The organism is Cupriavidus pauculus (assembly GCF_002858765.1).
Lineage (GTDB): Bacteria > Pseudomonadota > Gammaproteobacteria > Burkholderiales > Burkholderiaceae > Cupriavidus > Cupriavidus pauculus_B.
The window spans coordinates 83,376-105,926 of record NZ_PJRP01000002.1 but is presented as its reverse complement, the minus strand read 5'-3'; the positions used below and the strand labels follow the sequence as shown (position 1 = coordinate 105,926).

The 22,551-nt window shown below is 63.9% G+C and carries 25 protein-coding genes and 1 pseudogene; 4 read left to right on the top strand and 22 right to left on the bottom strand.

Going from position 1 to position 22,551, the window contains the following annotated elements; genetic code table 11:
* Positions 1 to 5: 5 nt before the first annotated feature.
* Positions 6 to 1,268 carry a diaminopimelate decarboxylase gene (gene lysA, locus CYJ10_RS05305; protein ID WP_101680489.1) on the top strand — a complete coding sequence of 421 codons (1,263 nt, stop codon included), beginning with the start codon at positions 6 to 8 and terminating at the stop codon, positions 1,266 to 1,268.
* A 55-nt stretch (positions 1,269 to 1,323) separates the two neighbouring features.
* Here lysA and msrQ read toward each other — a convergent pair whose 3' ends face one another.
* The 8 genes from msrQ to CYJ10_RS05265 all read right to left on the bottom strand — a co-directional run bounded on the left by msrQ (position 1,324) and on the right by CYJ10_RS05265 (position 9,658).
* Positions 1,324 to 2,034: a protein-methionine-sulfoxide reductase heme-binding subunit MsrQ gene (gene msrQ / locus CYJ10_RS05300; protein WP_101680488.1), complete on the bottom strand. Its 711-nt coding sequence runs from the start codon at positions 2,032 to 2,034 to the stop codon at positions 1,324 to 1,326.
* Positions 2,034 to 3,044, bottom strand: a complete 1,011-nt coding sequence (gene msrP / locus CYJ10_RS05295) for a protein-methionine-sulfoxide reductase catalytic subunit MsrP (protein WP_101680487.1) — start codon at positions 3,042 to 3,044, stop codon at positions 2,034 to 2,036. Before msrP ends, msrQ begins: the two co-directional genes overlap by 1 nt.
* A gap of 105 nt (positions 3,045 to 3,149) precedes the next feature.
* On the bottom strand, positions 3,150 to 3,980 hold the full coding sequence (locus tag CYJ10_RS05290) for an anti-sigma factor family protein (RefSeq protein WP_374703239.1): 831 nt from the start codon (positions 3,978 to 3,980) through the stop codon (positions 3,150 to 3,152).
* Positions 3,980 to 4,513, bottom strand: a complete 534-nt coding sequence (locus CYJ10_RS05285) for an RNA polymerase sigma factor (RefSeq protein ID WP_101680485.1) — start codon at positions 4,511 to 4,513, stop codon at positions 3,980 to 3,982. Before CYJ10_RS05285 ends, CYJ10_RS05290 begins: the two co-directional genes overlap by 1 nt.
* Positions 4,514 to 4,546: 33 nt before the next feature.
* Positions 4,547 to 4,990: a COG4315 family predicted lipoprotein gene (locus CYJ10_RS05280; protein WP_101680484.1), complete on the bottom strand. Its 444-nt coding sequence runs from the start codon at positions 4,988 to 4,990 to the stop codon at positions 4,547 to 4,549.
* Positions 4,991 to 5,217: 227 nt separating this feature from the next.
* On the bottom strand, positions 5,218 to 6,441 hold the full coding sequence (gene ccsB / locus CYJ10_RS05275; RefSeq protein ID WP_101680483.1) for a c-type cytochrome biogenesis protein CcsB: 1,224 nt from the start codon (positions 6,439 to 6,441) through the stop codon (positions 5,218 to 5,220).
* Between the two features lie 106 nt (positions 6,442 to 6,547).
* The gene (locus tag CYJ10_RS05270; RefSeq protein WP_101680482.1) at positions 6,548 to 8,800 is read right to left on the bottom strand and encodes a cytochrome c biogenesis protein ResB; all 2,253 of its coding nucleotides are present in this window, start codon (positions 8,798 to 8,800) and stop codon (positions 6,548 to 6,550) included.
* Positions 8,801 to 8,998: 198 nt separating this feature from the next.
* A complete protein-coding gene (locus CYJ10_RS05265; RefSeq protein WP_101680481.1) occupies positions 8,999 to 9,658 on the bottom strand; it encodes a c-type cytochrome in 660 nt (219 codons plus the stop codon).
* Positions 9,659 to 9,988: 330 nt separating this feature from the next.
* Here CYJ10_RS05265 and yihA point away from each other — a divergent pair, with 330 nt between their 5' ends.
* The 3 genes from yihA (at position 9,989) to CYJ10_RS05250 (ending at position 13,240) form a co-directional block, all read left to right on the top strand.
* Positions 9,989 to 10,663, top strand: a complete 675-nt coding sequence (gene yihA, locus CYJ10_RS05260) for a ribosome biogenesis GTP-binding protein YihA/YsxC (RefSeq protein ID WP_101680480.1) — start codon at positions 9,989 to 9,991, stop codon at positions 10,661 to 10,663.
* Positions 10,664 to 10,949: 286 nt separating this feature from the next.
* Positions 10,950 to 11,948, top strand: a complete 999-nt coding sequence (gene hemB / locus CYJ10_RS05255; protein WP_180862847.1) for a porphobilinogen synthase — start codon at positions 10,950 to 10,952, stop codon at positions 11,946 to 11,948.
* Between the two features lie 17 nt (positions 11,949 to 11,965).
* Entirely contained in the window at positions 11,966 to 13,240 is a 1,275-nt protein-coding gene (locus tag CYJ10_RS05250) for a magnesium transporter CorA family protein (protein ID WP_101680479.1), read from the top strand.
* Between the two features lie 41 nt (positions 13,241 to 13,281).
* Here CYJ10_RS05250 and dsbD read toward each other — a convergent pair whose 3' ends face one another.
* The 14 genes and pseudogenes from dsbD to rplR form a co-directional block, all read right to left on the bottom strand.
* Entirely contained in the window at positions 13,282 to 15,282 is a 2,001-nt protein-coding gene (gene dsbD / locus CYJ10_RS05245; RefSeq protein WP_374703230.1) for a protein-disulfide reductase DsbD, read from the bottom strand.
* 29 nt (positions 15,283 to 15,311) lie between these two features.
* Positions 15,312 to 15,692, bottom strand: coding sequence for a divalent-cation tolerance protein CutA (gene cutA / locus CYJ10_RS05240; RefSeq protein WP_101680478.1), 381 nt, complete (start codon positions 15,690 to 15,692; stop codon positions 15,312 to 15,314).
* A gap of 100 nt (positions 15,693 to 15,792) precedes the next feature.
* Positions 15,793 to 16,188 carry a 50S ribosomal protein L17 gene (gene rplQ / locus CYJ10_RS05235; RefSeq protein WP_008642987.1) on the bottom strand — a complete coding sequence of 132 codons (396 nt, stop codon included), beginning with the start codon at positions 16,186 to 16,188 and terminating at the stop codon, positions 15,793 to 15,795.
* Positions 16,189 to 16,346: 158 nt separating this feature from the next.
* Positions 16,347 to 17,327, bottom strand: a complete 981-nt coding sequence (locus CYJ10_RS05230; protein ID WP_101680477.1) for a DNA-directed RNA polymerase subunit alpha — start codon at positions 17,325 to 17,327, stop codon at positions 16,347 to 16,349.
* Positions 17,328 to 17,499: 172 nt separating this feature from the next.
* Entirely contained in the window at positions 17,500 to 18,123 is a 624-nt protein-coding gene (gene rpsD, locus CYJ10_RS05225; protein ID WP_101680476.1) for a 30S ribosomal protein S4, read from the bottom strand.
* 280 nt (positions 18,124 to 18,403) lie between these two features.
* Positions 18,404 to 18,805, bottom strand: a complete 402-nt coding sequence (gene rpsK, locus CYJ10_RS05220) for a 30S ribosomal protein S11 (RefSeq protein ID WP_066731240.1) — start codon at positions 18,803 to 18,805, stop codon at positions 18,404 to 18,406.
* Between the two features lie 24 nt (positions 18,806 to 18,829).
* On the bottom strand, positions 18,830 to 19,195 hold the full coding sequence (gene rpsM, locus CYJ10_RS05215; protein WP_011299299.1) for a 30S ribosomal protein S13: 366 nt from the start codon (positions 19,193 to 19,195) through the stop codon (positions 18,830 to 18,832).
* Positions 19,196 to 19,214: 19 nt separating this feature from the next.
* Positions 19,215 to 19,331, bottom strand: a complete 117-nt coding sequence (rpmJ, locus tag CYJ10_RS05210) for a 50S ribosomal protein L36 (RefSeq protein ID WP_008642959.1) — start codon at positions 19,329 to 19,331, stop codon at positions 19,215 to 19,217.
* 31 nt (positions 19,332 to 19,362) lie between these two features.
* Positions 19,363 to 19,580: pseudogene (gene infA / locus CYJ10_RS05205) on the bottom strand (translation initiation factor IF-1).
* Positions 19,581 to 19,609: 29 nt separating this feature from the next.
* Entirely contained in the window at positions 19,610 to 20,953 is a 1,344-nt protein-coding gene (secY, locus tag CYJ10_RS05200; protein ID WP_101680474.1) for a preprotein translocase subunit SecY, read from the bottom strand.
* A gap of 49 nt (positions 20,954 to 21,002) precedes the next feature.
* Positions 21,003 to 21,437: a 50S ribosomal protein L15 gene (gene rplO / locus CYJ10_RS05195; RefSeq protein ID WP_101680473.1), complete on the bottom strand. Its 435-nt coding sequence runs from the start codon at positions 21,435 to 21,437 to the stop codon at positions 21,003 to 21,005.
* A 19-nt stretch (positions 21,438 to 21,456) separates the two neighbouring features.
* Complete coding sequence (gene rpmD, locus CYJ10_RS05190) at positions 21,457 to 21,639, bottom strand: 50S ribosomal protein L30 (protein WP_008642953.1); 183 nt, start codon at positions 21,637 to 21,639, stop codon at positions 21,457 to 21,459.
* A gap of 10 nt (positions 21,640 to 21,649) precedes the next feature.
* Complete coding sequence (gene rpsE, locus CYJ10_RS05185; RefSeq protein WP_066731242.1) at positions 21,650 to 22,168, bottom strand: 30S ribosomal protein S5; 519 nt, start codon at positions 22,166 to 22,168, stop codon at positions 21,650 to 21,652.
* Positions 22,169 to 22,189: 21 nt separating this feature from the next.
* The gene (gene rplR / locus CYJ10_RS05180; protein WP_066731243.1) at positions 22,190 to 22,546 is read right to left on the bottom strand and encodes a 50S ribosomal protein L18; all 357 of its coding nucleotides are present in this window, start codon (positions 22,544 to 22,546) and stop codon (positions 22,190 to 22,192) included.
* Between the last annotated feature and the right edge of the window lie 5 nt (positions 22,547 to 22,551).

The window sequence follows — 22,551 nt, the reverse complement described above, 5'->3', positions numbered from 1 at the left end:
AGAACATGACTGATTTTTTCCATCGCCGTGAAGACGGCACCCTGACTGCCGAACAGGTACCGCTGGCCCGTATTGCCGAGGAATTCGGCACGCCCACGTACATCTATTCGCGCGCCGCGCTGACCACCGCGTACAACGCGTACGCGGCCGCCTGCAAGGGGCGCAACGCGCACGTGCAGTACGCGGTCAAGGCCAACTCCAACCTGGCCGTGCTGCAGGTCTTCGCGAAGCTGGGCGCCGGCTTCGACATCGTCTCGGGCGGCGAACTGCTGCGCGTGATTGCCGCCGGCGGCGACCCGCGCAAGGTGGTGTTCTCGGGTGTGGCCAAGAGCGAAGCCGACATGGCGCTGGCGCTTGAGCACGACGTGCGCGGCTTCAATGTGGAATCGATCCCCGAGCTGGACCGCCTCAACGCCGTGGCCGGCCGCCTGGGCAAGCGCGCCCGCGTGTCGCTGCGCATCAACCCCGACGTCGACGCGAAGACCCACCCCTATATCTCCACCGGCCTCAAGGGCAACAAGTTCGGCGTGGCGTTCGAGGACGTGCTGCCCACCTACCGTACCGCCGCCGCGCTGCCGCATCTCGAAGTGATCGGCATCGACTGCCATATCGGCTCGCAGATCACCGAAGTGGCGCCGTACCTGGAAGCGCTGGACAAGGTGCTCGACGTGGTGGAAGCGCTCGAGGCCGAGGGCATCAAGCTCGAGCATATCGACGTAGGCGGCGGCCTGGGTATCACCTATGACGACGAGACGCCGCCGGACATTACCGGCTTTGCCACGACGCTGATCGATCGCGTGGCCGCACGCGGCCATGGCCATCGCGAAGTGCTGTTCGAGCCGGGCCGCTCGCTGGTCGGCAATGCCGGCGCGCTGCTGACGCGCGTGGAATTCCTGAAGCCCGGCGCGGCCAAGAACTTCTGCATCGTCGATGCCGCGATGAACGACCTGGCCCGTCCGGCCATGTACGAGGCTTACCACCGTATCGAGCCGGTGGCGCCGCGTGTAGACGCTGCCGTCACCTACGACGTGGTGGGTCCGGTATGCGAATCGGGCGACTGGCTTGGCCGCGATCGCGCGCTGGCCGTGCAGCCGGGCGACCTGCTGGCCGTGATGTCAGCCGGCGCCTACGGCTTCGTGATGAGCTCGAACTACAACACGCGTGGCCGCGCGGCCGAAGTGATGGTCGACGGCGACACCGTGCACCTGGTGCGCGAGCGCGAACTGCCGGCCGACCTGTTCCGCGCCGAGCGCCTGCTGAGGGCCTGATCCCGCCGGTTCGAGCCGAAAATAAGAAAAGGGCGACATCATGGTGTCGCCTTTTTTATGGTGCTGCCACAGCGGCGCGCGGCCTGCGCAGCCACCACCAGATCCGCATGGCCAGCAGCAGGAACACCACGGCCGCGTAGATCGAAACTTCTCCAAAATCGTGCTTGCCTGCCTTGTGCCACCAGTAGTGCAGGATGGCCAGCACGGCGATGGCGTAGATCGACCGATGCAGCGCCTGCCAACGCTTGCCGCCGAGCCAGCGGACCATGGCGTTGGTCGACGTCACGGCCAGCGGAATCATCAGGACGAACGCGGCGAAACCCATTGTGATAAATGGCCGTTTCCCTATGTCCTTGATCATGTAGGCGACGTCAAACCCACGGTCCACGGCCAGCCAGAGCAGAAAATGCTGCACCGCGTAGAAGAACACAAACAGGCCCAGCATGCGACGCAGACGCAGCAGCCAGTGCCAGCCCGTGAGCCGGCGCAGCGGCGTGACTGCCAGCGTCACGCACAGCATGACGAGCGTCCAGGTGCCGGTGGATCGGGTCACGAACTCCAGCGGATTGGCGCCAAATTGCGACGTCGCCCCGAGGTACATCAGCCGCAGGAACGGCAGCAACGCCAGCAACCAGACCACCACCTTCAGCTTTTTCACGCGCTCAGGCGCGCGCATGGCTACGCCGCTGGGGCCAAGCCCAGACCCGGCCCCGCCAGCGTGGGGCGCGCGTGCCTGCGCCGCCGCACGCGGATCGCGCTCCGCCATCAGAAGTTCTTCCTTAGATCCATGCCCTGGTACAGCGATGCCACCTGCGCGCCGTAGCCGTTGAACGGCAGCGTCTTGCGCTTGGGCGCGAACAACGCGGAGAATCCGCCGCCGCTCTTGTCCTCGCCGATGCGGCGCTCGGTGGCCTGGCTCCAGCGCGGGTGATCGACGTCGGGGTTCACGTTGGAGTAGAAACCGTACTCGTTGGCGGCGGCCAGATTCCAGCTGGTGGGCGGCTGCTTGTCGACGAAGCGGATCTTCACGATCGACTTGGCGCTCTTGAAGCCATATTTCCACGGTAGGACCATCCGTACCGGCGCCCCATTCTGGTTCGGCAGCACCTCTCCATAAAGACCAAACGTCAGCAGCGCCAGCGGATGCATCGCCTCGTCCATGCGCAGGCCTTCGCTATACGGCCAGTCGAGCACGCCGCTGCCCAGGCCGGGCATCTGCTTCTTGTCGGCCAAGGTGATGAACTGCACGAACTTCGCGCCCGGCTGCGGTTCGACGCGCTTGATCAACTCGGCCAGCGGATAGCCGATCCACGGAATCACCATGGACCAGCCTTCGACGCAGCGCAGCCGGTAGACACGCTCCTCCATCGGCGCGACCTTCAGCAGTTCGTCCAGGTCGTACACCTTCGGGTGCTTGACCAACCCTTCCACGGCCACCTGCCACGGGCGCGGGCGCAGCGTGCCGGCGTTGCGGGCCGGGTCCGACTTGTCCGTGCCGAACTCGTAGAAGTTGTTGTAGGTCGTAACGTCCGCATAGGGCGTGCGTTTTTCGGTCACGGCGTAGGCGTTGTTGAGCGTGGCGGGCAGCTTCGGCAACTTGCCGGACGCGTCCTGCGCGAACGCCTGGCGCGAGAACCATGGCGAAGCCAGGCCCGTGGCGGCTGCGGCACCGCCCATCGCCAGCAGGCGCCGGCGCGACCGGTACAGCGGTTCAGGTGTGATTTCCGACGCGGCAACATCGTCACCGCGCAACCACTTGGGAGAAGGAATCAGCATGTTTCGCAGCGTTGGGTAGGACTTGCAGCATTGGACATCAAAAGCCGCGGGAAGGTGCGGAGCCGCCCGGGTATCCGGTGGCCGAGCGGACGGTCACGCGCCCGGCTACCCCCGCTGGTATTGCTGGTAGACCACCTGGGCCAGCGCCAGCAGCCGTTCGCGCTCCAGCGGGCCGGCCAGCGCGAAGCCGAGATCGCGATCGACCCAGTAGAACGCCATGGTGGCGTGCCCGGCGGGGCTTCGGGCCGGGGTGCGCGGCGGCAGCCGTTCCAGCCGGAACGCGGTGTCGGGCGTGCCCTGTGCCATGCGGCGCAGTTGCAACGACACGCGCGTGCCGGCGTCGTCCTCGTACATCAGGATAGCCATCGGGCCGCCCTCGGAGGCACCAAGGCGCCCGCCGATCAGCCGGAACCCCTGCGGGTGCAGGTCAGGCACCTGCAGCGACGCGCCGAGCCGCTTTGACAGCCAGGCGATCAGATGAGCCTCATCGCTGGCGGGTACCTCGACGACATGCCTGACCTCTGGCGCATAGACCACGTAGCTGGCCAGCGCCTCGCGCGCAAAGCGCTCCATCGGCGCGACGGCCACGGCATCGGCCCCGACATGATCGCGGGCATACCAGCCGCCGGCGGCACCCACCACCAGCGCACACAGGCTGGCAGCCAGTGCCAGCGGCCACGCCAGGCGCGCCGGCCTTGCTCGCCCCCCCTGGGCATGCAACTGGCGCGGCAGGGCGGCCAGCGGCACGGCTTCGTTCAGCACGCCATCCAGGCCGGCGTGCAGCGCGGCGGCCTGGTGCCGCCAGGCTTCCACCTTGTTCGCCGCATCGGCATCGGCAGCCAGGAACGCCTCGACCTCTGCGCGGCGCGGGCCGTGCAGCTGGCCATCGGCATAGGCATGGAGATCGGCTTCGCTCACCGGTGTCTGGGGGCTCATCATTTCACCCGTTGCAGCACATTCGGCGCCGCAACGTCCTTCGCGCCGCCGTCGAGCAGGCGGCGCATGTGTTCACGGGCACGGCTCAGGCGTGACATCACCGTGCCGATGGGGACTTCAAGAACCTGAGCGGCTTCCGCGTACGAAAACTGCTCCAGGCTGACCAGCAGCAACACGGCTCGCTGGGGCTCCGGCAATGCGGCCAGCGCTCTGATCAGGTCGCGTCGCAGCCCCGGATCGTCGCCGGGGATCGCTACTTCCGGCGGTTCGTCGGTCACGCTGACCAGGTCCGCCCGGCGCAGCCCGTTCAGCCGCAGGCGGTGCATCAGCGTCAGCAACCAGGGCAACAGGCCGTCGGCACCGTCGCCCCATAGCGATCCGGGACGCAGGCGGAATCGCCAGCGGTAGCGCAGGGCACGCTCCAGCGTGTCCTGCACCAGGTCGTCGGCCAGCGCGGCGTCGCCAGTCAGGCCGCGCGCGTGGCGCCGCAGCCGCGGCGCCAGCGCCACCAGCTGGCGGTCAAAGCCATCCATGCCGTGGTTGCCTTGCGTTCAGGCGTCCGACAATCAGGGCTTGGCCACGTGCCAGACGTTGTTGAGGTTGTCGCCCGTGCGGTCGCCCGCCTTGGCATCCTTGGCAAAGCGGTACAACGGCATGCCCTTGTAGGCGTACTGGCGCGTACCGTCGTCACGCGTGATGACCGAGTAGCTGCCCGACGCGGACTTGCCCGGCTCTGCCAGCAGCGGCGGCCAGTTGGTGGCGCACATGCCGTTGCAAACGCTCTTGCCGCCGTTGGCGGGATCACGGTCGAACGTATAGAGCGTCAGGCCTTGCGGATCGGTCAGCACGCCGTTGGTCACCTTCACGGTCGGCGGCATTTCGCCGGCCCCACCCATTCCCATGCCCATGTTGGAACAGCCAGCCAGCAGGATCGTGGCGGCGCCAGCGGCAATCGCAAACGGACGAAGTGTGGATACGGCAGCGGATACAACAGTGTGACGAGTATTCATCTTCAGGTCTCCTTCTCCGGGGCGGTGCCGACCGTCGGCGCCGTGTACCTTCAGTAAACACCCGATGTGACGTCCCTATTCCGTCCGATCCGAAAAAAAGTGGCGTTTTCTTGCTTAAAGTGACTTTTGCGCTGTCTACCACGGGCAGCTTGGGCAACCTGAGCCGTCCGGAAAAACAAAAAGCCTGTCGCAGGGACAGGCTTCTCGATCCGGAGTCCGGTAGCGAATCAGAGTTCGCCGTAGCTGTGCAGGCCGGACAGAAACATGTTCACGCCCAGGAACGCGAAGGTCGTGACCAGCAGGCCGACCAGCGCCCACCAGGCCGCCACCGTACCGCGCAAGCCCTTCATCAGCCGCATGTGCAGCCAGGCCGCGTAGTTCAGCCAGACGATCAGCGCCCAGGTCTCCTTCGGATCCCAGCTCCAGTAGCCGCCCCATGCCTCGGCCGCCCACAGCGCGCCAAGGATCGTGGCAATCGTGAAGAAGGCGAAGCCCACCGCAATTGCCTTGTACATCACATCATCAAGCAGCTCCAGCGACGGCAGGCGCTCTGCCAGGATGCCCCGCTGCTTGAGCAGGTACGCCACCGACACCATCGCAGCCAGCGCGAACGTGCCGTAGCCGATGAAGTTGGCCGGTACGTGGATCTTCATCCACCAGCTCTGCAGGGCCGGCACCAACGGCTGGATCTCCTGCGCATTGCGGGTGACCGTGTACCAGAGCAGGAAACCCACGGCGGCCGATACCACCAGCATCACGAACGACCCCAGCGCCCGCGTGGCGTAGCGGCGCTCGTAGTACAGGTAGAACAGCGACGTGATCAGCGTGAAGAGAACAAAGACTTCGTAGAGATTCGAGATGGGGATATGGCCGATATCGGCGCCAATCAGGTACGACTCGTACCAGCGCACCATCAGGCCCGTGAAACCCAGCACCACGGCCGCCCAGCACAGCTTGCTTCCCAGGCTCGACCCGGTGTCCGATTTTGAGACAAACCCGACCCAGTAGAACAGCGTCGAGAGGAACACCAGTGCGCTCATCCACAGGATGGCCGACTGGCTCGACAGGAAGTACTTGAGGAAGAAGGCCTGCTCGGCGCGCGCCAGGTTGCCCTGGTACATCTGGATGGCAAGTAGCGACAGCACCGCGATGCCGACCATGAGCGGTCGCACCGCCTTCCAGTGCCAGCCGAGCAACGCGAACGTAGGCACGGCGGCAATCAGCACGGCCTTGTCGTACACGTTCATCCAGTGGCCATAGCGCGCCAGCGCAAACCCCGCGCCCAGTACCAGCAGCAGCGCAAACGCCCAGTCGACCCAGGTCAGACGACGCAGGAACGAGGGTTCAAGGAAATCGGCTTCCAGCTGTGCCGGGTCGTGCGGCACATTGCCGGCTGCGGCATTTTGTCGCGGCGTCAGGCCTGAAGTGGCGTGGTTGAGATTGGAGGACATGGCATTCCTGCTCTGCGGTGCGATGCACCTGTAATGTCTGCGGTATCAACGTGGCGCGGCAGGCCGGGAATCTTGTATTTCCGGCCGCCGGAAAGCCCTCTTTCTACTATAGCGACGGCCCCTGTTTATCATCGGGCCCTGATGCGTCGGATCGCGGTGCCGCGTGCGTCATCGGCGCGGTGCCGTCTGCTTGCGCGGGCGTCACTTCCGCACCAACGGCACGGCCGACGTCGTCGCGCAATGTGACGAATTCCTTCTCGAAATCCATTGTGCGGCGCTGCGTCGACATGGCCATCAGCACGTGACTGCGAGCGGAGTCTCCGGCGTCATCAGGTTGCTTGTCCTTGATCCAGATCCAGACGCGGCGCTCGCGGATATAGAACATCGCGAACACGCCCAGCACCAGCAGCAGGCAGCCAAGATACACGATGTTCTTGCCCGGCGCACGGGTCATCTGGAACACGCTGGCCTTGACCTCCTGGAAGTCGTCGAGCTGCAAAAATACGGGCGCCGCGTAGAAGAAACTGTCCGACAGCGCGTTGATGGCCTGCTGCAGAAACTGGCCACTCTGCGCGTCGTTGGGGATCACGGGCTGCTTGTCCTGCTCGCGCGCCAGTTGCCAGAGTTCCCACATCGAACCGTTGAGAATCTTGAGCAGGACATCTGCAGCCTTCTGCTGCTCGCCCTGCGGCACCGATTTTTCGAGGAAGGCAGCGATCGCGGTGAAGCCCCCGGGCGGCGCATCGGGCGACGAACGCGTGGCGCCGGCAAACAGGTCCATGGCCCGCTGGGCGCTTTCCGCCAGTTGCTTGCGCAGCGTCACCTTGTCATCGCCGGGCATCGACACGGCCGCGAAGCGGCGCGCAGCCTCGCCGCGCATGGCGCTGCTCTGCAACGCGGCGCGCAGGCGCATCCAGTCGGCCACACTGCGCTGATCGTCGGCGGGAATCCGCAGATAACGGAACTGTTCGCTGGGCGAATCGCGCATGCCGGCCAGGAACACGGTCTGGCCGTCGAGCTGCACCGGCAGCATGTAGTTGTTGAATTCACGCGCCTGCCCGGTGCGGTCGCGCAGCTTGTACTGCACCGACGGGCCCACATTGCGCAGGTTCTTTTCCTTGTCCAGGCTGGCTGCCGAGCCCAGGTGCTGCTCAAGCACGCCCAGCGACGACTTGCGCGCCACACCGCGCACATCGGCCTTGCCCGAAGCGTCGGTCACCGTCTCGACGTTGATTTGTCGGAAATCGCTGAATTCAACGGTCAAGCTGTCCTGGTCCGCGGCCGTGCCCGTCCCGGTCAGCTCCACATTGCCGCCCACCGTGCCGGCGATCGGGAAAGTACCGTGGGTGCTGCCCGACATCGGGTAGCCGACGAACTTCAGTTTCGAGCCACCGTCCTCGAAGCTGGACTGGTAGATGGCCACACCATCGACAATCAGCGGCTCGTTGACCTTGATCGTCGCCTCGGTCCGCTTGCCCGTGGCGCGGTCGGTCACGACCACATCCGACGCGAACAGCTTTGGCATGCCAGTGGAGTAGTAGTCGACGGTGAACTTCTTGAGCGTGATCGTGAACGGCAGGTCCTGCACCAGCGCGCCATCGGCGATGTTCAGGATGGCCGTGGAGACGGTGGCGCCCTCCGGCACGAACGCGTTGCCGCGGAATCCCGGGTTGGCCGGCGACAGGCGGTGCTTTGCGGGAATCTCGCTGATGATGGCGTTGCCGGCGATGGGCGACTTGCCGCCGAACCACATCTGCGCGCGGATCAGCATGTCACCGTCCAGCAGGCCGCCCACGCAGATCACCACGATGGCCGTGTGCGCCAGGATGTAGCCAAGCTTGTTGGCCGCGCCCGCCTTGGCAGCCAGCAGGGTCGCGCCGTCATGCTCCACCGGCTTGACGCGGAATCCGCGGTTGCGCAGCAGCGCACCCAGGCGCGCCGCAGCTTCGGCGCGGCCGCGCGGCGCCTCGTATTCCCCGCGATGATGAAACGCGCGCAGGCTGCGCTCGCGCACGTGGTCTTTCCACGAGCGCATGTCGACGATCATCTTCGGGGCGTTGCGCGCAATACACAACGATGTGGAGATCACCAGGAATGCCAGGATCAGCAGGAACCACCACGAGCTGTACACCTTCTGCAGCGACAGTGTGTGGAACAGATCCGCCCAGAACGGCCCGAACTGGTTCACGTAGTTCGGATACGGTTCGTTCTGCTTGAGCACGGTGCCGATGATGCTGGCAATGGCAATCACCGTCAGCAGCGTGATGGCAAAGCGCATCGAGGACATCAACTCGACGGCATCCCGCAGCACGCGGTGTTGGGTCTTCAGGTGCAGCCCTGAAGTGGATGGGGTCGACATGTGCGGTAAAGCCTGAAAGCCGGTTTGGCGCTAATTATGGTTGGCGCCAGTGTTGCGCGCCGATGTGACGCGATGTGGTGCCGCTGAAAATGAAAAAGGGTGGACATGCTTTGGCAAGCAGGCCACCCTCTTCGATTGTTGCCCGCGCATCCGGTTCATCCCCCAAGGGAATCTCCGGACATGCTGGCCTGATACGACTTAACGGACGCCGGCGACGTAATCCGCCACCGCCTTGATCTCGACATCCGACATCCTGGCGGTAATCGTGCTCATGACCGAATTGTTCTTTCGGGTGCCCTGGCGGAACGCCACCAGTTGCGCTTCGGTGTACTCGGAATACTGGCCTCCAATGCGCGGATACTGGGCCGGAATGCCGGCGCCGGTCGGTCCGTGGCAGCCTGCACAGGCCGGCACGCCCTTGGCGGCGATACCCCCGCGGTAGATCTTCTGGCCTTCCTCGATCGTCGTCTTGTTCTTGGCCGTGGCCGGCTTGAGCTGCTGCTTGGCCAGGTAGGCGCCGATGTCCTTCATGTCCTGGTCGCTCAGCGCCTGGGCATACAGCGACATGATGGCGTTGTCGCGCGACTTGGCCTTGAAATCCGCTAGCTGCTTGTGAACGTAATCGCCCTGCTGGCCAGCCAACTTGGGATTGACGGCGGCCGTGCTGTTGCCGGCGGTGCCGTGGCAGGAGAAGCATGCCGGGACATTGCGATCGGGAACACCTTGCGTGTAAAGCGTTTCGCCCTTGGCGGGATCCGCCTTGGCGGGGGCCTGCTCTGCGGCAGATACCAACCCTGTCATCGCACCCAGCGGAACTGCCAGTGCCATGACTCCCAAAAGTTTCGCAATGCGGTTCATCCGTACACCTTGTCAGATTTTGTTATGAACACCGTAATGCATGCCGGTCGTCCTTATCCCCCTGCCCGGCGGTGAGGAGACGCCATGGGGCAGAAGCCGGTAACGCGTATGCGCGACGCCTTATTCTTGATCCGGGACAATGTTCCCGATCCAATTTCAGAGTTCGCCGATGACATCCGGCAAGGATGCCACACGTCACCCGCTCAGGAGACCGTAAACCGGGTTATTGTACAATAAATCGCTTTCCGGATTGACTTAGGTCAGTGTCTGTGGCGACGTATGCACTGGCCCCTTGCCAGCGCCCTGTCCGCCGGCTCTACGTAATTGCGCATGTCCCTTCTACAGCAGGCCCGTTTCTTCAATACCGTCAACCATCTGCGCGACCTGCCGGCCACGGCAGTTCCCGAGGTGGCGTTCGCCGGCCGCTCCAACGCCGGCAAGTCGACGGCCATCAACACGCTGTGCAGCCAGAAACGGCTGGCGTTTTCGTCCCGCACGCCGGGCCGCACGCAGCATATCAACTTCTTCACCGTGGCCCCGGTCAAGGCACCCGATCCGATCGGGTTCCTGGTGGACCTGCCGGGCTACGGCTACGCCGAGGTGTCGGGCAGCGCCAAGTACCACTGGCAAGGCCTGCTGTCCGATTACGTCCAGAGCCGCACCCAGCTGGCCGGTCTGATCCTGATGATGGACGCGCGCCGCCCCTTTACGGACCTCGATTGCCAGATGGTCGAGTGGTTCCTGCCCACCGGCAAGCCGATCCACGTATTGTTGACCAAGGCCGACAAGCTGACGAATAGCGAAAATGCCACGGCATTGCGCGAAGCGAAGCGGATGCTGGCCGACTATGCCGCCCAGATGGAAAATCCGCCGGCGATGACCGCCCAGCTGTTCTCGAGCCTGAAGCGACGCGGCATTGAGGAAGCCCAGCGCGTGGTGGCGGGCTGGCTGGCGCTGCCGGAATCCCTGCCGCCCGAGGCATCGGCCGGCGCCCCGCAGGCGTAGGTACGCCCGCTTTCCACGCGTCCGCATCCGGACCGGCCAAAAAAAAGCCCCGTTGCAAGCAACGGGGACAAACTTTCCCACCGGTTCAGGGCGGGTACCCGCTCAGGGAGGAGTAGCGGGGGACACCGCGCTGCGCGAAGCAACACAGAGTGTCCGCGAGTATGATAGCGGCCACGCACAAAAGTTCTTTCTTCTTTTAGCGCACGTATTTCTTCATTGCCCGCGGCCGGCTGCGCTGACGTGCGCCACGCATCCATCGACGATTTTCTCCTCCCCCGATTCCGCCATGTCCACGTTCCCCGAGTACCGTCCCCGCCGCATGCGTCGCGATGACTTCTCGCGCCGCATGATGCGCGAGAACCGCCTGACGCCCGATAACCTGATTTATCCGGTGTTCATCCTGGACGGCCAGAACAGGCGCGAGTCCGTGGCGTCGATGCCCGGCGTGGAGCGCGTGTCGGTAGACCTGCTGTTGCCGGTGGCCGAGGACTGCGTGAAGCTGGGCATCCCCGTGATCGCGCTGTTTCCGGTCATCGATCCGTCGCTCAAGACGCCCGATGGCATCGAGGCCACGCGCGCCGAAGGCCTGGTGCCCCGCGCCGTGCGCGCGCTGAAGGACCGCTTCCCCGAACTGGGCGTGCTGACCGACGTGGCGCTCGATCCGTACACGAGCCACGGCCAGGACGGCGTGCTGGACGACAACGGCTACGTGATCAACGACATCACCGTCGACATCCTGGTCAGGCAGGCCCTGGTACAGGCCGAAGCCGGCGTAGATATCGTCGCGCCGTCCGACATGATGGACGGCCGCATCGGCGCCGTGCGCGCCGCGCTGGAAGAGGCCAACCACATCCACACGCGCATCATGGCCTACTCGGCCAAATACGCGTCGGCCTTCTACGGCCCGTTCCGCGATGCAGTGGGCTCGGCCGCCAATCTGGGCAAGGGCAACAAGATGACCTACCAGATGGACCCGTCCAACACCGACGAGGCGCTGCGCGAAGTCGGCCAGGACATCATGGAAGGCGCCGACATGGTGATGGTGAAGCCGGGCATGCCGTACCTGGACATCGTGCGCCGCGTAAAGGACGAGTTCCGCTATCCGACCTATGTCTACCAGGTCAGCGGCGAATACGCGATGCTGAAGGCCGCCGCCCAGAATGGCTGGCTGGACCACGACAAGGTGATGATGGAATCGCTGCTGGCGTTCCGCCGCGCCGGCGCCGACGGCATCCTCACGTACTTCGCCCGCGATGCCGCGCGCCTGCTGAAGGCCGCGGGCTGACCGGCCAACGCAGCCGCATGCAGCTACTCGGCTTCTCGGCCAGCCAGGTGCACCCGCTCGCGACGCTGGACGCCGCGCGGGACTTTCTCTCCGGCAACGCCGCCGCGCGCTTTGTCTGGGCCGACTTTGCCACCGAAGAGGTGACGCCCGAGCCTGCCGCGTGGCGCGACCGCCTGGTGGCGCTGACCGGCGGGCCCATCCTGGACCTGCATCTGGCCGACGCCACCAACCCTGCGCATCCGTCGTTCTTCGACACGACCAATGCGTACGACATGGTGATCTTCCGCAAGCTGACCTTCGAGACCAGCCGGCAGTTTGCCGAGGCGGATGCCGCGCAGGCCGGCGACACCGTTGGCACGGCCACGACCGCACCCGCAACCGTCGCCTCGGCAGCCGCTACGTCGCCCCAACCGGGACAGGGAGCCACCACGGCGATGCCGGCCCCCCGCAAGGCCTCGCGCAAGTACGCGCCGGGGTTCCTGCCCGCGCTGGCGCGCATCGACACGCAGCCGGTGGCCTTCTTTGTCTTCGACAATGTGCTGGTCACGGTGCGCCCGTCGCCGTCCCGCACCCTCGATCAGGTCAGGCAACGGCTGCTGGACACCTGCGGCTCGCCGCAATCCACCCCGGCGCGCGCCAACGGCGCCGCGTCGCTGATGCATGGTGTTCGCCCGCCCACGCGGCCGGAAGACCTGATGCTGCGGCTGCTGAATGCCATGGTAGACCGCTACCTGGACCTGCGGACGCCGCTGACGCGTCAGCTCGACCGCTGGCAACGCGCACTGCTGAGCGCCCGGCAGAGCTTTTCGAGCTGGGAAGGCCTGCTCGACGCGCGTATCCAGCTGCGGCGGCTTGAAAACCTGAGCGAGGAACAACGCGACGCGCTCCAGGAATTCCGCGACAGCTTGCTCGACAACCGCTACAGCGCCGGCGACGGCGACCCAGGCGCGGCCAGCCGCGACGAAGTGCTGCTCGTGCGACTCACCGACCTGATGGAGCACATCATGCGGGTTCTGGCGCACGCCCGGCGGCTTGAGGATTCGATCGAATCGGCTGTGCAGATCCACTTCTCGGCCGTGGCGCACCGGACCAACCGCACGATGCGGGCGCTGACGATCATCACGGCCCTGTTCATGCCGCTGACCTTGATTACAGGCGTGTTCGGCATGAACTTCGCGCGCATGCCGTGGCTGCAGGAGCCGGACGGTTTCTGGTGGTCCATCGGCCTGATGGGCGGCGTAGTGGCCACCATCGCTGGCATCTGGGCACTGGGACGCTGGCTGGACCGATAGCGGGAGCCCGGTCCATTGGCCAGTGGGCTGGTGTGCCGGTTTCAGGTCTGCGGCGCCTTGCCGAACGCACGCTCCAGGCTGTCGAGGAAGCGGTTGGCCGACTGATAGCCGATCACGCGAACCGGGCGCTCACGGCCGTCCGGGCCGAACAGGATGATCCCCGGCGGCCCGAACAGGCCAAATCGCTTCAACAGCCCCTTGTCGTCGGCATTGTTGGCCGTGACATCGGCCTGCAGGAGTACAACGTTGGCCAGGCGCGCCTTGACCTTGGCGTCGGGGAACGTCAGCTTTTCCATTTCCTTGCAGCTGACGCACCAGTCGGCATAGAAATCCAGCAGTACTGGGCGTCCTGCCGCAGCGGCCTGCGCCACGCGGGCATCGAGCTCCGCCACGCTTCGCACACGTTCAAAGCGCACCGCCTCCCTGGCGGCCGGCTGGCTTGGCGACCCGGCCAGGTTACCCAAGTGCGAAAGCGGTTGCAGGGGATCACGGCCGCCGGAGGCCACCCCTACAATCTGAATCGCACCAGCGAGTGCCGCCAGCAACCCCAGACCCTTGCCCAGGCGCAGCAGCCCACGTGGATCGGGACCGAGCGAGTCGAAGGCACCCAGGTACACGGCGGCGACGATCAGCAACGCCGCCCACGCCAGCATCACCACCCACGCCGGCAGCACCGGCGTGACCATCCAGATCGCCACGCCAAGCAGCAGGAAGCCGAAGAAACGCTTGGTGGCCTCCATCCATTTGCCTGCGCGCGGCAGCAGATTGCCCGCGCCCACGCCCACCAGCAGCAGCGGCACGCCCATGCCCAAAGCCATGGTCAGCAGCGCGGCGCCGCCGACAAACGCATCGCCGGTCTGCGCAATATAGGCCAAGGCGCCGGCCAGCGGCGCGGTCACACAGGGGCCGACAATCAGCGCCGAAATCGCACCCATCGCCGCGGCACCAACTACCTGGCCGCCTTGCCTGCGGTTGGAAGACGCGGTCAGGCGCGTCTGCCAACGCTGCGGCAGCTGCAGCTCATAGAGACCGAACATCGACAGCGACAGCGCGATCAGCAGCGCCGCGAACACCCCGAGCACCCACGGCGTCTGCAGCGCGGCGGCAAGGCCTTCGCCAGCCAACCCGGCGGCAACCCCGACTGCCGTGTAGACCACCGCCATCCCCAGCACATAGGCCAGCGATACGACAAAGGCTCGCCCCCGCGTCACGTGCTCGCCAACGACAATCGACGACAGGATGGGCACCATCGGCAGCACGCACGGCGTGAACGTCAGCAGCAGGCCAAGCCCGAAGAACAGCGCGCCGATCAGCGGAAGGTTGCGGCTGGCCAGCGCACCCGCGATGCGATCGTTTTCGTCGATTTGCGAGCCACGCACCGCAGGCACTTGGGGTGTTTCGTTAGCGGGGCGGTCCGCCTGGGGCGCGGCAGGTGTCGATCGGGCAGGTGCGCTGCGATCGGCAAAAATATTACCTAGCGCCGACCCGCCCACCTTGTACATGGTCTCCATCGGCGGGTAGCACAGGCCCTTGTCCGCGCAGCCCTGCGATGTCACCACCAGCGTCCAGCGTCCATCGGCCGGCGCCTGCTCGACGGGTACCTTTACGACGACGGCGCCCCGATAGGTCTCCATGTCCTTGCCGAAGGTTTCGTCGAAATGCACCTTGCCCTGCGGCATCGCTGGCGTACCCAGTTTTACGCCGGCCGGCTGCGCGGCAAAGGCAAAGCGCTCGCGGTACAGGTAGTAACCATCCGCCACATCGAATCGGACTTCAATGGTCTGGGGATCGATCTGCCGGGCGGCGAACTTGAACGCCTGGTCGGGGGGCAGGAAGTCGTCTTCCGTTGCCGCGTGGGCGCTACCCCAGGCCACGAGACACGCCAGAAACAGCAGGAAGGTTGCGACGATATGACGCAACCTCGGACGCAACCCCGGAAGCACCCACGGCCGCTCGTTCCGCGCCGCATCAGAGCCTGCTCTGAAGGCTGGCGTGGCACCGTTCAGCCACACGTCGTTCCCGCTGATCCCCGTCATTCCCATGAGTTGTTCCAATACTTGTTGTTCTGGCGTCAGGGCTGACCTGCGGCCCCGGTGGCTTCTGTGCGCACCCAGCCCAGATAGGCAGGCAATCCCGCCGCCAGCGGCCACGCAATCAGCTCTGGCACGTCGTAGGGATGCTCGGCGCGGATCACGGCTTCCAGCGTCGCATACTGGCCCTGCGTGGTCTTGATCAACAACGGCCATTCCTGCGCCTGCTCGAGCTTTCCTTGCCACCAATACTCGGACTGGCAAGGTGCCAGCCGGTTCACGCAGGCTGCCACACGGGCTTCCAGCACGGCCCTCGCCACCCGCGTCGCAGAAGCCTCGTCAGGCAAGTTGGTCATCGCCATCCAAACCGATTCTGCCGGGTCGAGGCGCGCCGCGCCATGAGAGGAATCTGAGAGTGTCATACGTGGATAAGGGCACAAAACAAAAGAGCCAGGCAAAAGCCTGGCTCGATTGTAGTGCCGTGTCCGATAACCCGTCAGCGAAGACGGGTTCGGTCATCACTTATTCCGCAGCTTCTTCAGCCGGGGCTTCGGTGATTTCCGGACGGTCCACCAGCTCGACCAGCGCCATCGGCGCGTTGTCGCCCTGACGGAAGCCGAACTTCAGGATACGGGTGTAGCCGCCCGGACGGGTGGCGTAACGCGGGCCCAGTTCGGTGAACAGCTTGGTGACCATGTCGCGGTCGCGCAGACGGGCGAAAGCCAGACGGCGGTTGGCAACGGTGTCCTTCTTGGCCAGCGTGATGAGCGGCTCGACAACCTTGCGCAGTTCCTTGGCCTTGGGCAGGGTGGTCTTGATCAGCTCGTGCTGGAACAGCGAGTTGGACATGTTGCGCAGCATCGCGAGACGGTGCGACGAGGTGCGGTTCAGTTTCCGCAAACCATGACGGTGACGCATGATGATTCCTTTCGATTACAGTGTTTGACCAGCTCTTCTATCGCTTTGGCCTGCTGGAAGCGGGCTCGGGCGCGGGCCGGTAGTGCTACGGTGCCGCAGGCGGAATTGCCTGTGGCGCGTTGACGGTGGAGCCGCCTCGCGACGGCTCCACCCGCCAATTACTTCTCCAGACCTGCGGGCGGCCAGTTCTCGAGCTTCATGCCGAGCGTCAGGCCACGCGAAGCCAGGACTTCCTTGATCTCGTTGAGCGACTTGCGACCCAGGTTCGGGGTCTTGAGCAGTTCGTTCTCGGTACGCTGGATCAGGTCGCCGATGTAGTAGATGTTTTCGGCCTTCAGGCAGTTGGCCGAACGCACCGTCAGTTCGAGGTCGTCCACCGGGCGCAGCAGGATCGGATCGATCTGCGGCGCGCGGCTCGAAGCAGCCTCGGCGGCCGACTCGGTGCCTTCCAGCGCGGCAAACACCGACAGCTGGTCCACCAGGATACGGGCCGACTGACGAATCGCTTCCTCCGGCGAGATCACGCCGTCGGTTTCGATGTTCATCACCAGCTTGTCCAGGTCGGTACGCTGTTCCACACGAGCCGATTCCACGGCGTACGAAACGCGGCGCACCGGCGAGAACGAGGCGTCCAGCACGATGCGGCCGATCACCTTGCCCGACTCGTCGCCGAACTTGCGCACGTTACCCGGTACGTAGCCACGGCCTTGCTCGACCTTGATCTGCATGTCGAGCTTGCCGCCTGCGGACAGGTGGGCAATGACGTGACCCGGGTTGATGATTTCGACGTCGTGCGGCAGCTCGATATCGCCTGCCGTGACCACGCCTTCGCCATCCTTGCGCAGCGACACCGTGACTTCGTCACGGTTGTGCAGCTTGAAGACCACGCCCTTCAGGTTGAGGAGCAGGTTGACGACGTCTTCTTGGACGCCATCGATGGTGGAATACTCGTGGACGACCCCAGCGATCGTGACCTCGGTCGGCGCATAGCCGACCATCGACGACAGCAGGACGCGACGCAGCGCGTTACCAAGCGTATGCCCATAACCGCGTTCAAACGGCTCCATCACGACTTTGGCGTGGTGGTCGCCCAGCGGTTCGACGGCGATGATTTTTGGCTTGAGGAGTGCTGTTTGCATTAGGTTGTCCTTTTCAATACCCTCGGCTCGTTACACCGATAAGGCTGACGTTTGGAACCTGAAAACCCATCGTATGATGGGCAATAAGCCCGGCGCGCCACGTGGCGCGCCGGGCTGAAAGCGAAGCCTTGGAATAAGGCAAGCGCTAAACCGTTCGAATCTCGGTCCGCGATTAACGCGAATACAGTTCGACGATCAGGCTTTCGTTGATGTCGCCCGAAATATCGGCGCGATCCGGAGCCTGCTTGAACGTGCCTTCAAACTTCTTGGAATCTACGTTCACCCAGGTCGGGAAGCCCGACTGCTCGGCCAGCGACAGGGCTTCGGCGATACGAACCTGCTTCTTCGACTGTTCGCGGATCGACACGATGTCACCGGCCTTGACTTGGGCCGACGGCACGTTCAGCGGCTGACCGTTCACCAGGATCGCCTTGTGCGACACCAGCTGGCGCGCTTCGGCGCGGGTCGAGCCGAAGCCCATGCGGTACACAACGTTGTCCAGACGCGATTCGAGCAGTTGCAGCAGCTTTTCGCCGGTGTTGCCCTTGCGGCGGTCGGCTTCAGCGAAGTAGCGGCGGAACTGACGCTCCAGCACGCCATAGATGCGCTTGACCTTCTGCTTTTCGCGCAGCTGGTTGCCGTAGTCGGACGTACGGGCGCCCGAGGTGCGGCCGTGCTGGCCCGGCTTGCTGTCCAGCTTGCACTTGTCGGCCAGCGAGCGACGGGCGCTCTTCAGGAACAGGTCGGTGCCTTCGCGGCGGGAAAGTTTGGCCTTCGGGCCGGTATAACGTGCCACTTTATCTTCCTTTGATCGATCGCGACGCCATCAGGACGCGCCGCGAGTCCATCACCTACTGTGACGGACGGTGGGCTTATGGTTCTTCATCCGCGACGGCAGGGCCACACGGAGGCAACGCAAAAGCATGACAATATCGTCCTCACCGAAGCACTAGCCTCTAGGCGCGGACGCAAAACGAAAGCCCGCCGCAAAACATTGCAGCAGGCCAACGTGGGATGCTACCACACTCCGGAGATACGGGGTAAGCCCCTGATCGTACCCCCGGAGCGCCTGGCGCTTAGATACGGCGGCGCTTCGGCGGACGGCAGCCGTTGTGCGGCACCGGCGTCACATCTTCGATCACCGAAATCTTGATGCCCAGCGCGTTCAGCGCACGGACAGCCGATTCGCGACCCGGGCCCGGGCCCTTGATGCGCACTTCCAGGTTCTTGATACCCTGGTCTTGCGCCACGCGGCCGGCGTTTTCGGCGGCAACCTGGGCTGCGAACGGGGTCGACTTACGCGAACCCTTGAAGCCCTGGCCACCAGCGGTCGCCCACGACAGGGCGTTGCCCTGACGGTCGGTGATCGTGATGATGGTGTTGTTGAACGAAGCGTGGACGTGCGCAATGCCGTCGGCAACGTTCTTCTTGACCTTCTTACGCGCGCGCTGGGCGGCGTTATTCGGACCTTTTGCCATTCGTCTATTCCTCTGCCTTCGGCTTTACTTCTTCAGTGCCACGCCGGCCTTGCGCGGACCCTTACGGGTACGGGCATTGGTGCGGGTACGCTGGCCGCGGAGCGGCAGACCCTTGCGGTGACGCATGCCACGATAGCAACCAAGGTCCATCAGACGCTTGATGTTCATCGTGGTTTCACGCCGCAGGTCACCCTCGACCGTGACCTTGCCCACTTCGTCACGAAGCTTTTCCAGGTCGGCGTCGGTCAGATCCTTGACCTTCTTGTCAAACGGTACACCGGTGGCCTCGCAAATCTTGCGGGCGCGCGAGCGGCCGACACCGTAAATGGCCGTCAGGCCGATTTCGGTATGCTTGTGGTTCGGGATGTTAACCCCTGCGATACGTGCCATTCGTCAATCCTCTTTCCGATTAGCCTTGGCGTTGCTTGTGGCGGGGATCCGACGAGCAGATCACGCGCACGACACCGTTGCGCTTGATGATTTTGCAGTTGCGGCAAATGCGCTTAACAGAAGCCAGCACTTTCATGATTTTCCTCTTCCTTCAATTCCAGTTCGCTTCAGTTCGTCCGGAAGACGATACGTGCGCGAGACAGATCATATGGAGTCAGCTCAACCGTCACCTTGTCACCCGGAAGAATCCGGATGTCGTTCACTCGCATCTCGCCGAAGATGTGGCCCGTTACTTCGTGGCCGTTCTCCGATTTGATGCAGAACGTCGCGTTGGGGAGATTTTCCAGGACCTCCCCTGCATCTGGATGACGTCGTCCTTTGCCATACCTGGTGCCCGTCCCAACCCCGGCTTCATTAGCGCAAGGTCAGGTTACCCTTGAAATTCGCCTTCTTCAGCAGCGACTCGTACTGCTGGGACATGACATAGGACTGCACCTGTGCCATGAAGTCCATCGTGACAACCACGATGATCAGCAGCGAGGTTCCGCCGAAATAGAACGGAACGTTCCAGCGCAGCACCAGGAATTCCGGCAACAGGCACACCAGTGTGATGTAAATCGCACCAGCCAGCGTCAGGCGCACCAGGATCTTGTCGATATAGCGCGTCGTTTGCTCGCCCGGACGGATGCCCGGAATGAAGGCTCCACTTTTCTTCAGGTTATCTGCCACTTCCCGGCTGTTATAGACCAGAGCCGTATAGAAGAAGCAGAAAAATACAATCGCAGTCGCATACAGCAGGATGTAGACCGGCTGGCCCGGCGACAGCGTGGCAGCCAGGTCCTTGATGAACCGGCCAACCGCACCCGTCGAGTCAGACGTGAACCAGCCTGCAATCGTCGCCGGGAACAGAATGATCGACGATGCAAAGATCGGCGGAATCACCCCTGCCATGTTCAGCTTCAGCGGCAGGTGCGACGACTGACCGCCATACACCTTGTTGCCGACCTGACGCTTGGCATAGTTCACCAGGATCTTGCGCTGGCCGCGTTCGACAAACACCACGGCGTAGGTCACACCAGCCACGATCGCCACGATCAGGATCGCCGCGATGATGCTCATCGAACCCGTACGGACCAGTTCGAACAGTCCGCCGATCGCATTGGGCAAGCCCGCCGCGATACCACCGAAGATGATGATCGAAATACCGTTGCCCAGACCGCGCTCGGTAATCTGCTCACCCAGCCACATCAGGAACATCGTACCGGTCACCAGCGTAATTACCGCCGTGGCCCGGAACATCAGACCCGGATCGATAACCAGCCCTGGTTGCGACTCCAGCGCCACCGCAATCGACAACGCCTGGAACGTGGCCAGAACCACTGTGCCGTAGCGTGTGTACTGCGTAATCTTCCGCTGCCCTGCCTGCCCTTCCTTCTTCAACGACTCCAGCTGCGGCAGCACGATCGTCAGCAACTGCATGATGATCGACGCCGAGATGTACGGCATGATGCCGAGCGCGAAGACGGTAAAGCGCGACAACGCACCGCCCGAAAACAGGTTGAACATCCCGAGGATGCCACCCGACTGACTCTGGAAAAGCTTCGCAAGCTGGTCCGGATCGATTCCCGGCACCGGAATATGTGCGCCGATGCGGTAGACGATCAGGGCCAGCACCAGGAACATCAGCCGGCGCTTAAGATCGCCGTACTTCGCCGTATTCCTGGCTTGCGCGCTTGCATTGGGTTTCGCCGTGGCCAAACGATGCTCCGACTGTGACTTCGCCTATGCTGCGAATGCTACTGCGTAATTACGCTTCGACCTGGCCGCCAGCGGCTTCGATCGCAGCCTTGGCACCAGCGGTGGCACCCAGACCCTTGATCGTCACCTTGCGGGACAGTTCGCCAGCCTTGATGACCTTGGCGCTCTTGACCAGCTCGCCCACCAGGCCAGCTTGCTTCAGGACCAGCAGGTCCACTTCGGCAGCTTCCAGGCGTTCGATGTCGCGCAGGGTCACTTCAGCGTTGAAGGCCTTGGTCAGCGAGGTAAAACCACGCTTCGGCAGACGACGATACAGCGGCATTTGACCGCCTTCGAAGCCCACCTTGTGGAAGCCGCCCGAACGCGACTTCTGACCCTTGTGACCACGACCAGCCGTCTTGCCCAGGCCGGAGCCGATACCGCGGCCGACGCGACGCTTGGCGTGCTTCGAACCATCGGCCGGTTTCAGGTTGTTCAGTTGCATGTTGCTCTCCGAGTCCCGATCAGGCCAGAACCTTGACCAGGTACGAGACCTTGTTGATCATGCCGCGCACGGCGGGCGTGTCCTGCAGCTCCGAAACGGAGTTCAGGCGACGCAGGCCCAGGCCACGTACGGTGGCGCGATGATCCTCGCGCGTACCGATCAGGCTACGCACGAGTTGCACTTTTACGGTTTTCTGCGACATTTCGTTCCCCTTAGCCGAGGATGTCTTCGACCGACTTGCCACGCTTGGCGGCGATTTCGCCCGGCGTGCTCATCTTGGTCAGACCATCGATGGTGGCGCGAACCATGTTGTACGGGTTCGTCGAACCGTGCGACTTGGTCACAACGTTCGTCACACCCATCACTTCGAAGATCGCGCGCATCGGACCACCAGCGATCACGCCGGTACCTTCCTTGGCGGGCATCATCAGTACCTTGGCGGCACCGTGACGGCCAACAACTTCGTGTTGCAGCGTGCCGTTCTTCAGCGAGACCTTGACCATCTTGCGACGGGCTTCGTCCATTGCCTTCTGCACGGCCACCGGAACTTCCTTGGCCTTGCCCTTGCCCATGCCGATGCGGCCATCGCCGTCACCAACCACGGTCAGCGCAGCGAAACCGAGGATACGGCCACCCTTCACCACCTTGGTGACACGGTTGACCGAGATCATCTTCTCGCGGAGGCCGTCGTCGCGTTCGTCCTGTTGGACTTTTGCTTGCATCTTTGCCATGACGTATCTCTCTTTGAGCGCTTAGAACTTGAGGCCGGCTTCACGCGCGGCGTCAGCCAGGGCCTTCACGCGGCCGTGGAAGCGGAAGCCACCACGATCGAACGCGACGGTTTCCACGCCAGCTGCCTTTGCCTTTTCGGCAACGCGCTTGCCCACCAGGGTGGCGGCGGCAACGGTAGCACCGCTGCCAGTCAGTTCCTTGCGCACTTCTGCCTCGGCGGTCGAAGCCGAAGCCAGCACTTGCGTGCCGCACGGCGAGTACACCTGAGCGTAAATATGCGTATTCGTACGGAACACGGTCAGACGATTGATCTTCAATTCCGCGATTTTCGCGCGGGTCTGACGTGCACGGCGCAAACGAGCGTCTTTCTTGTTCATCTCTG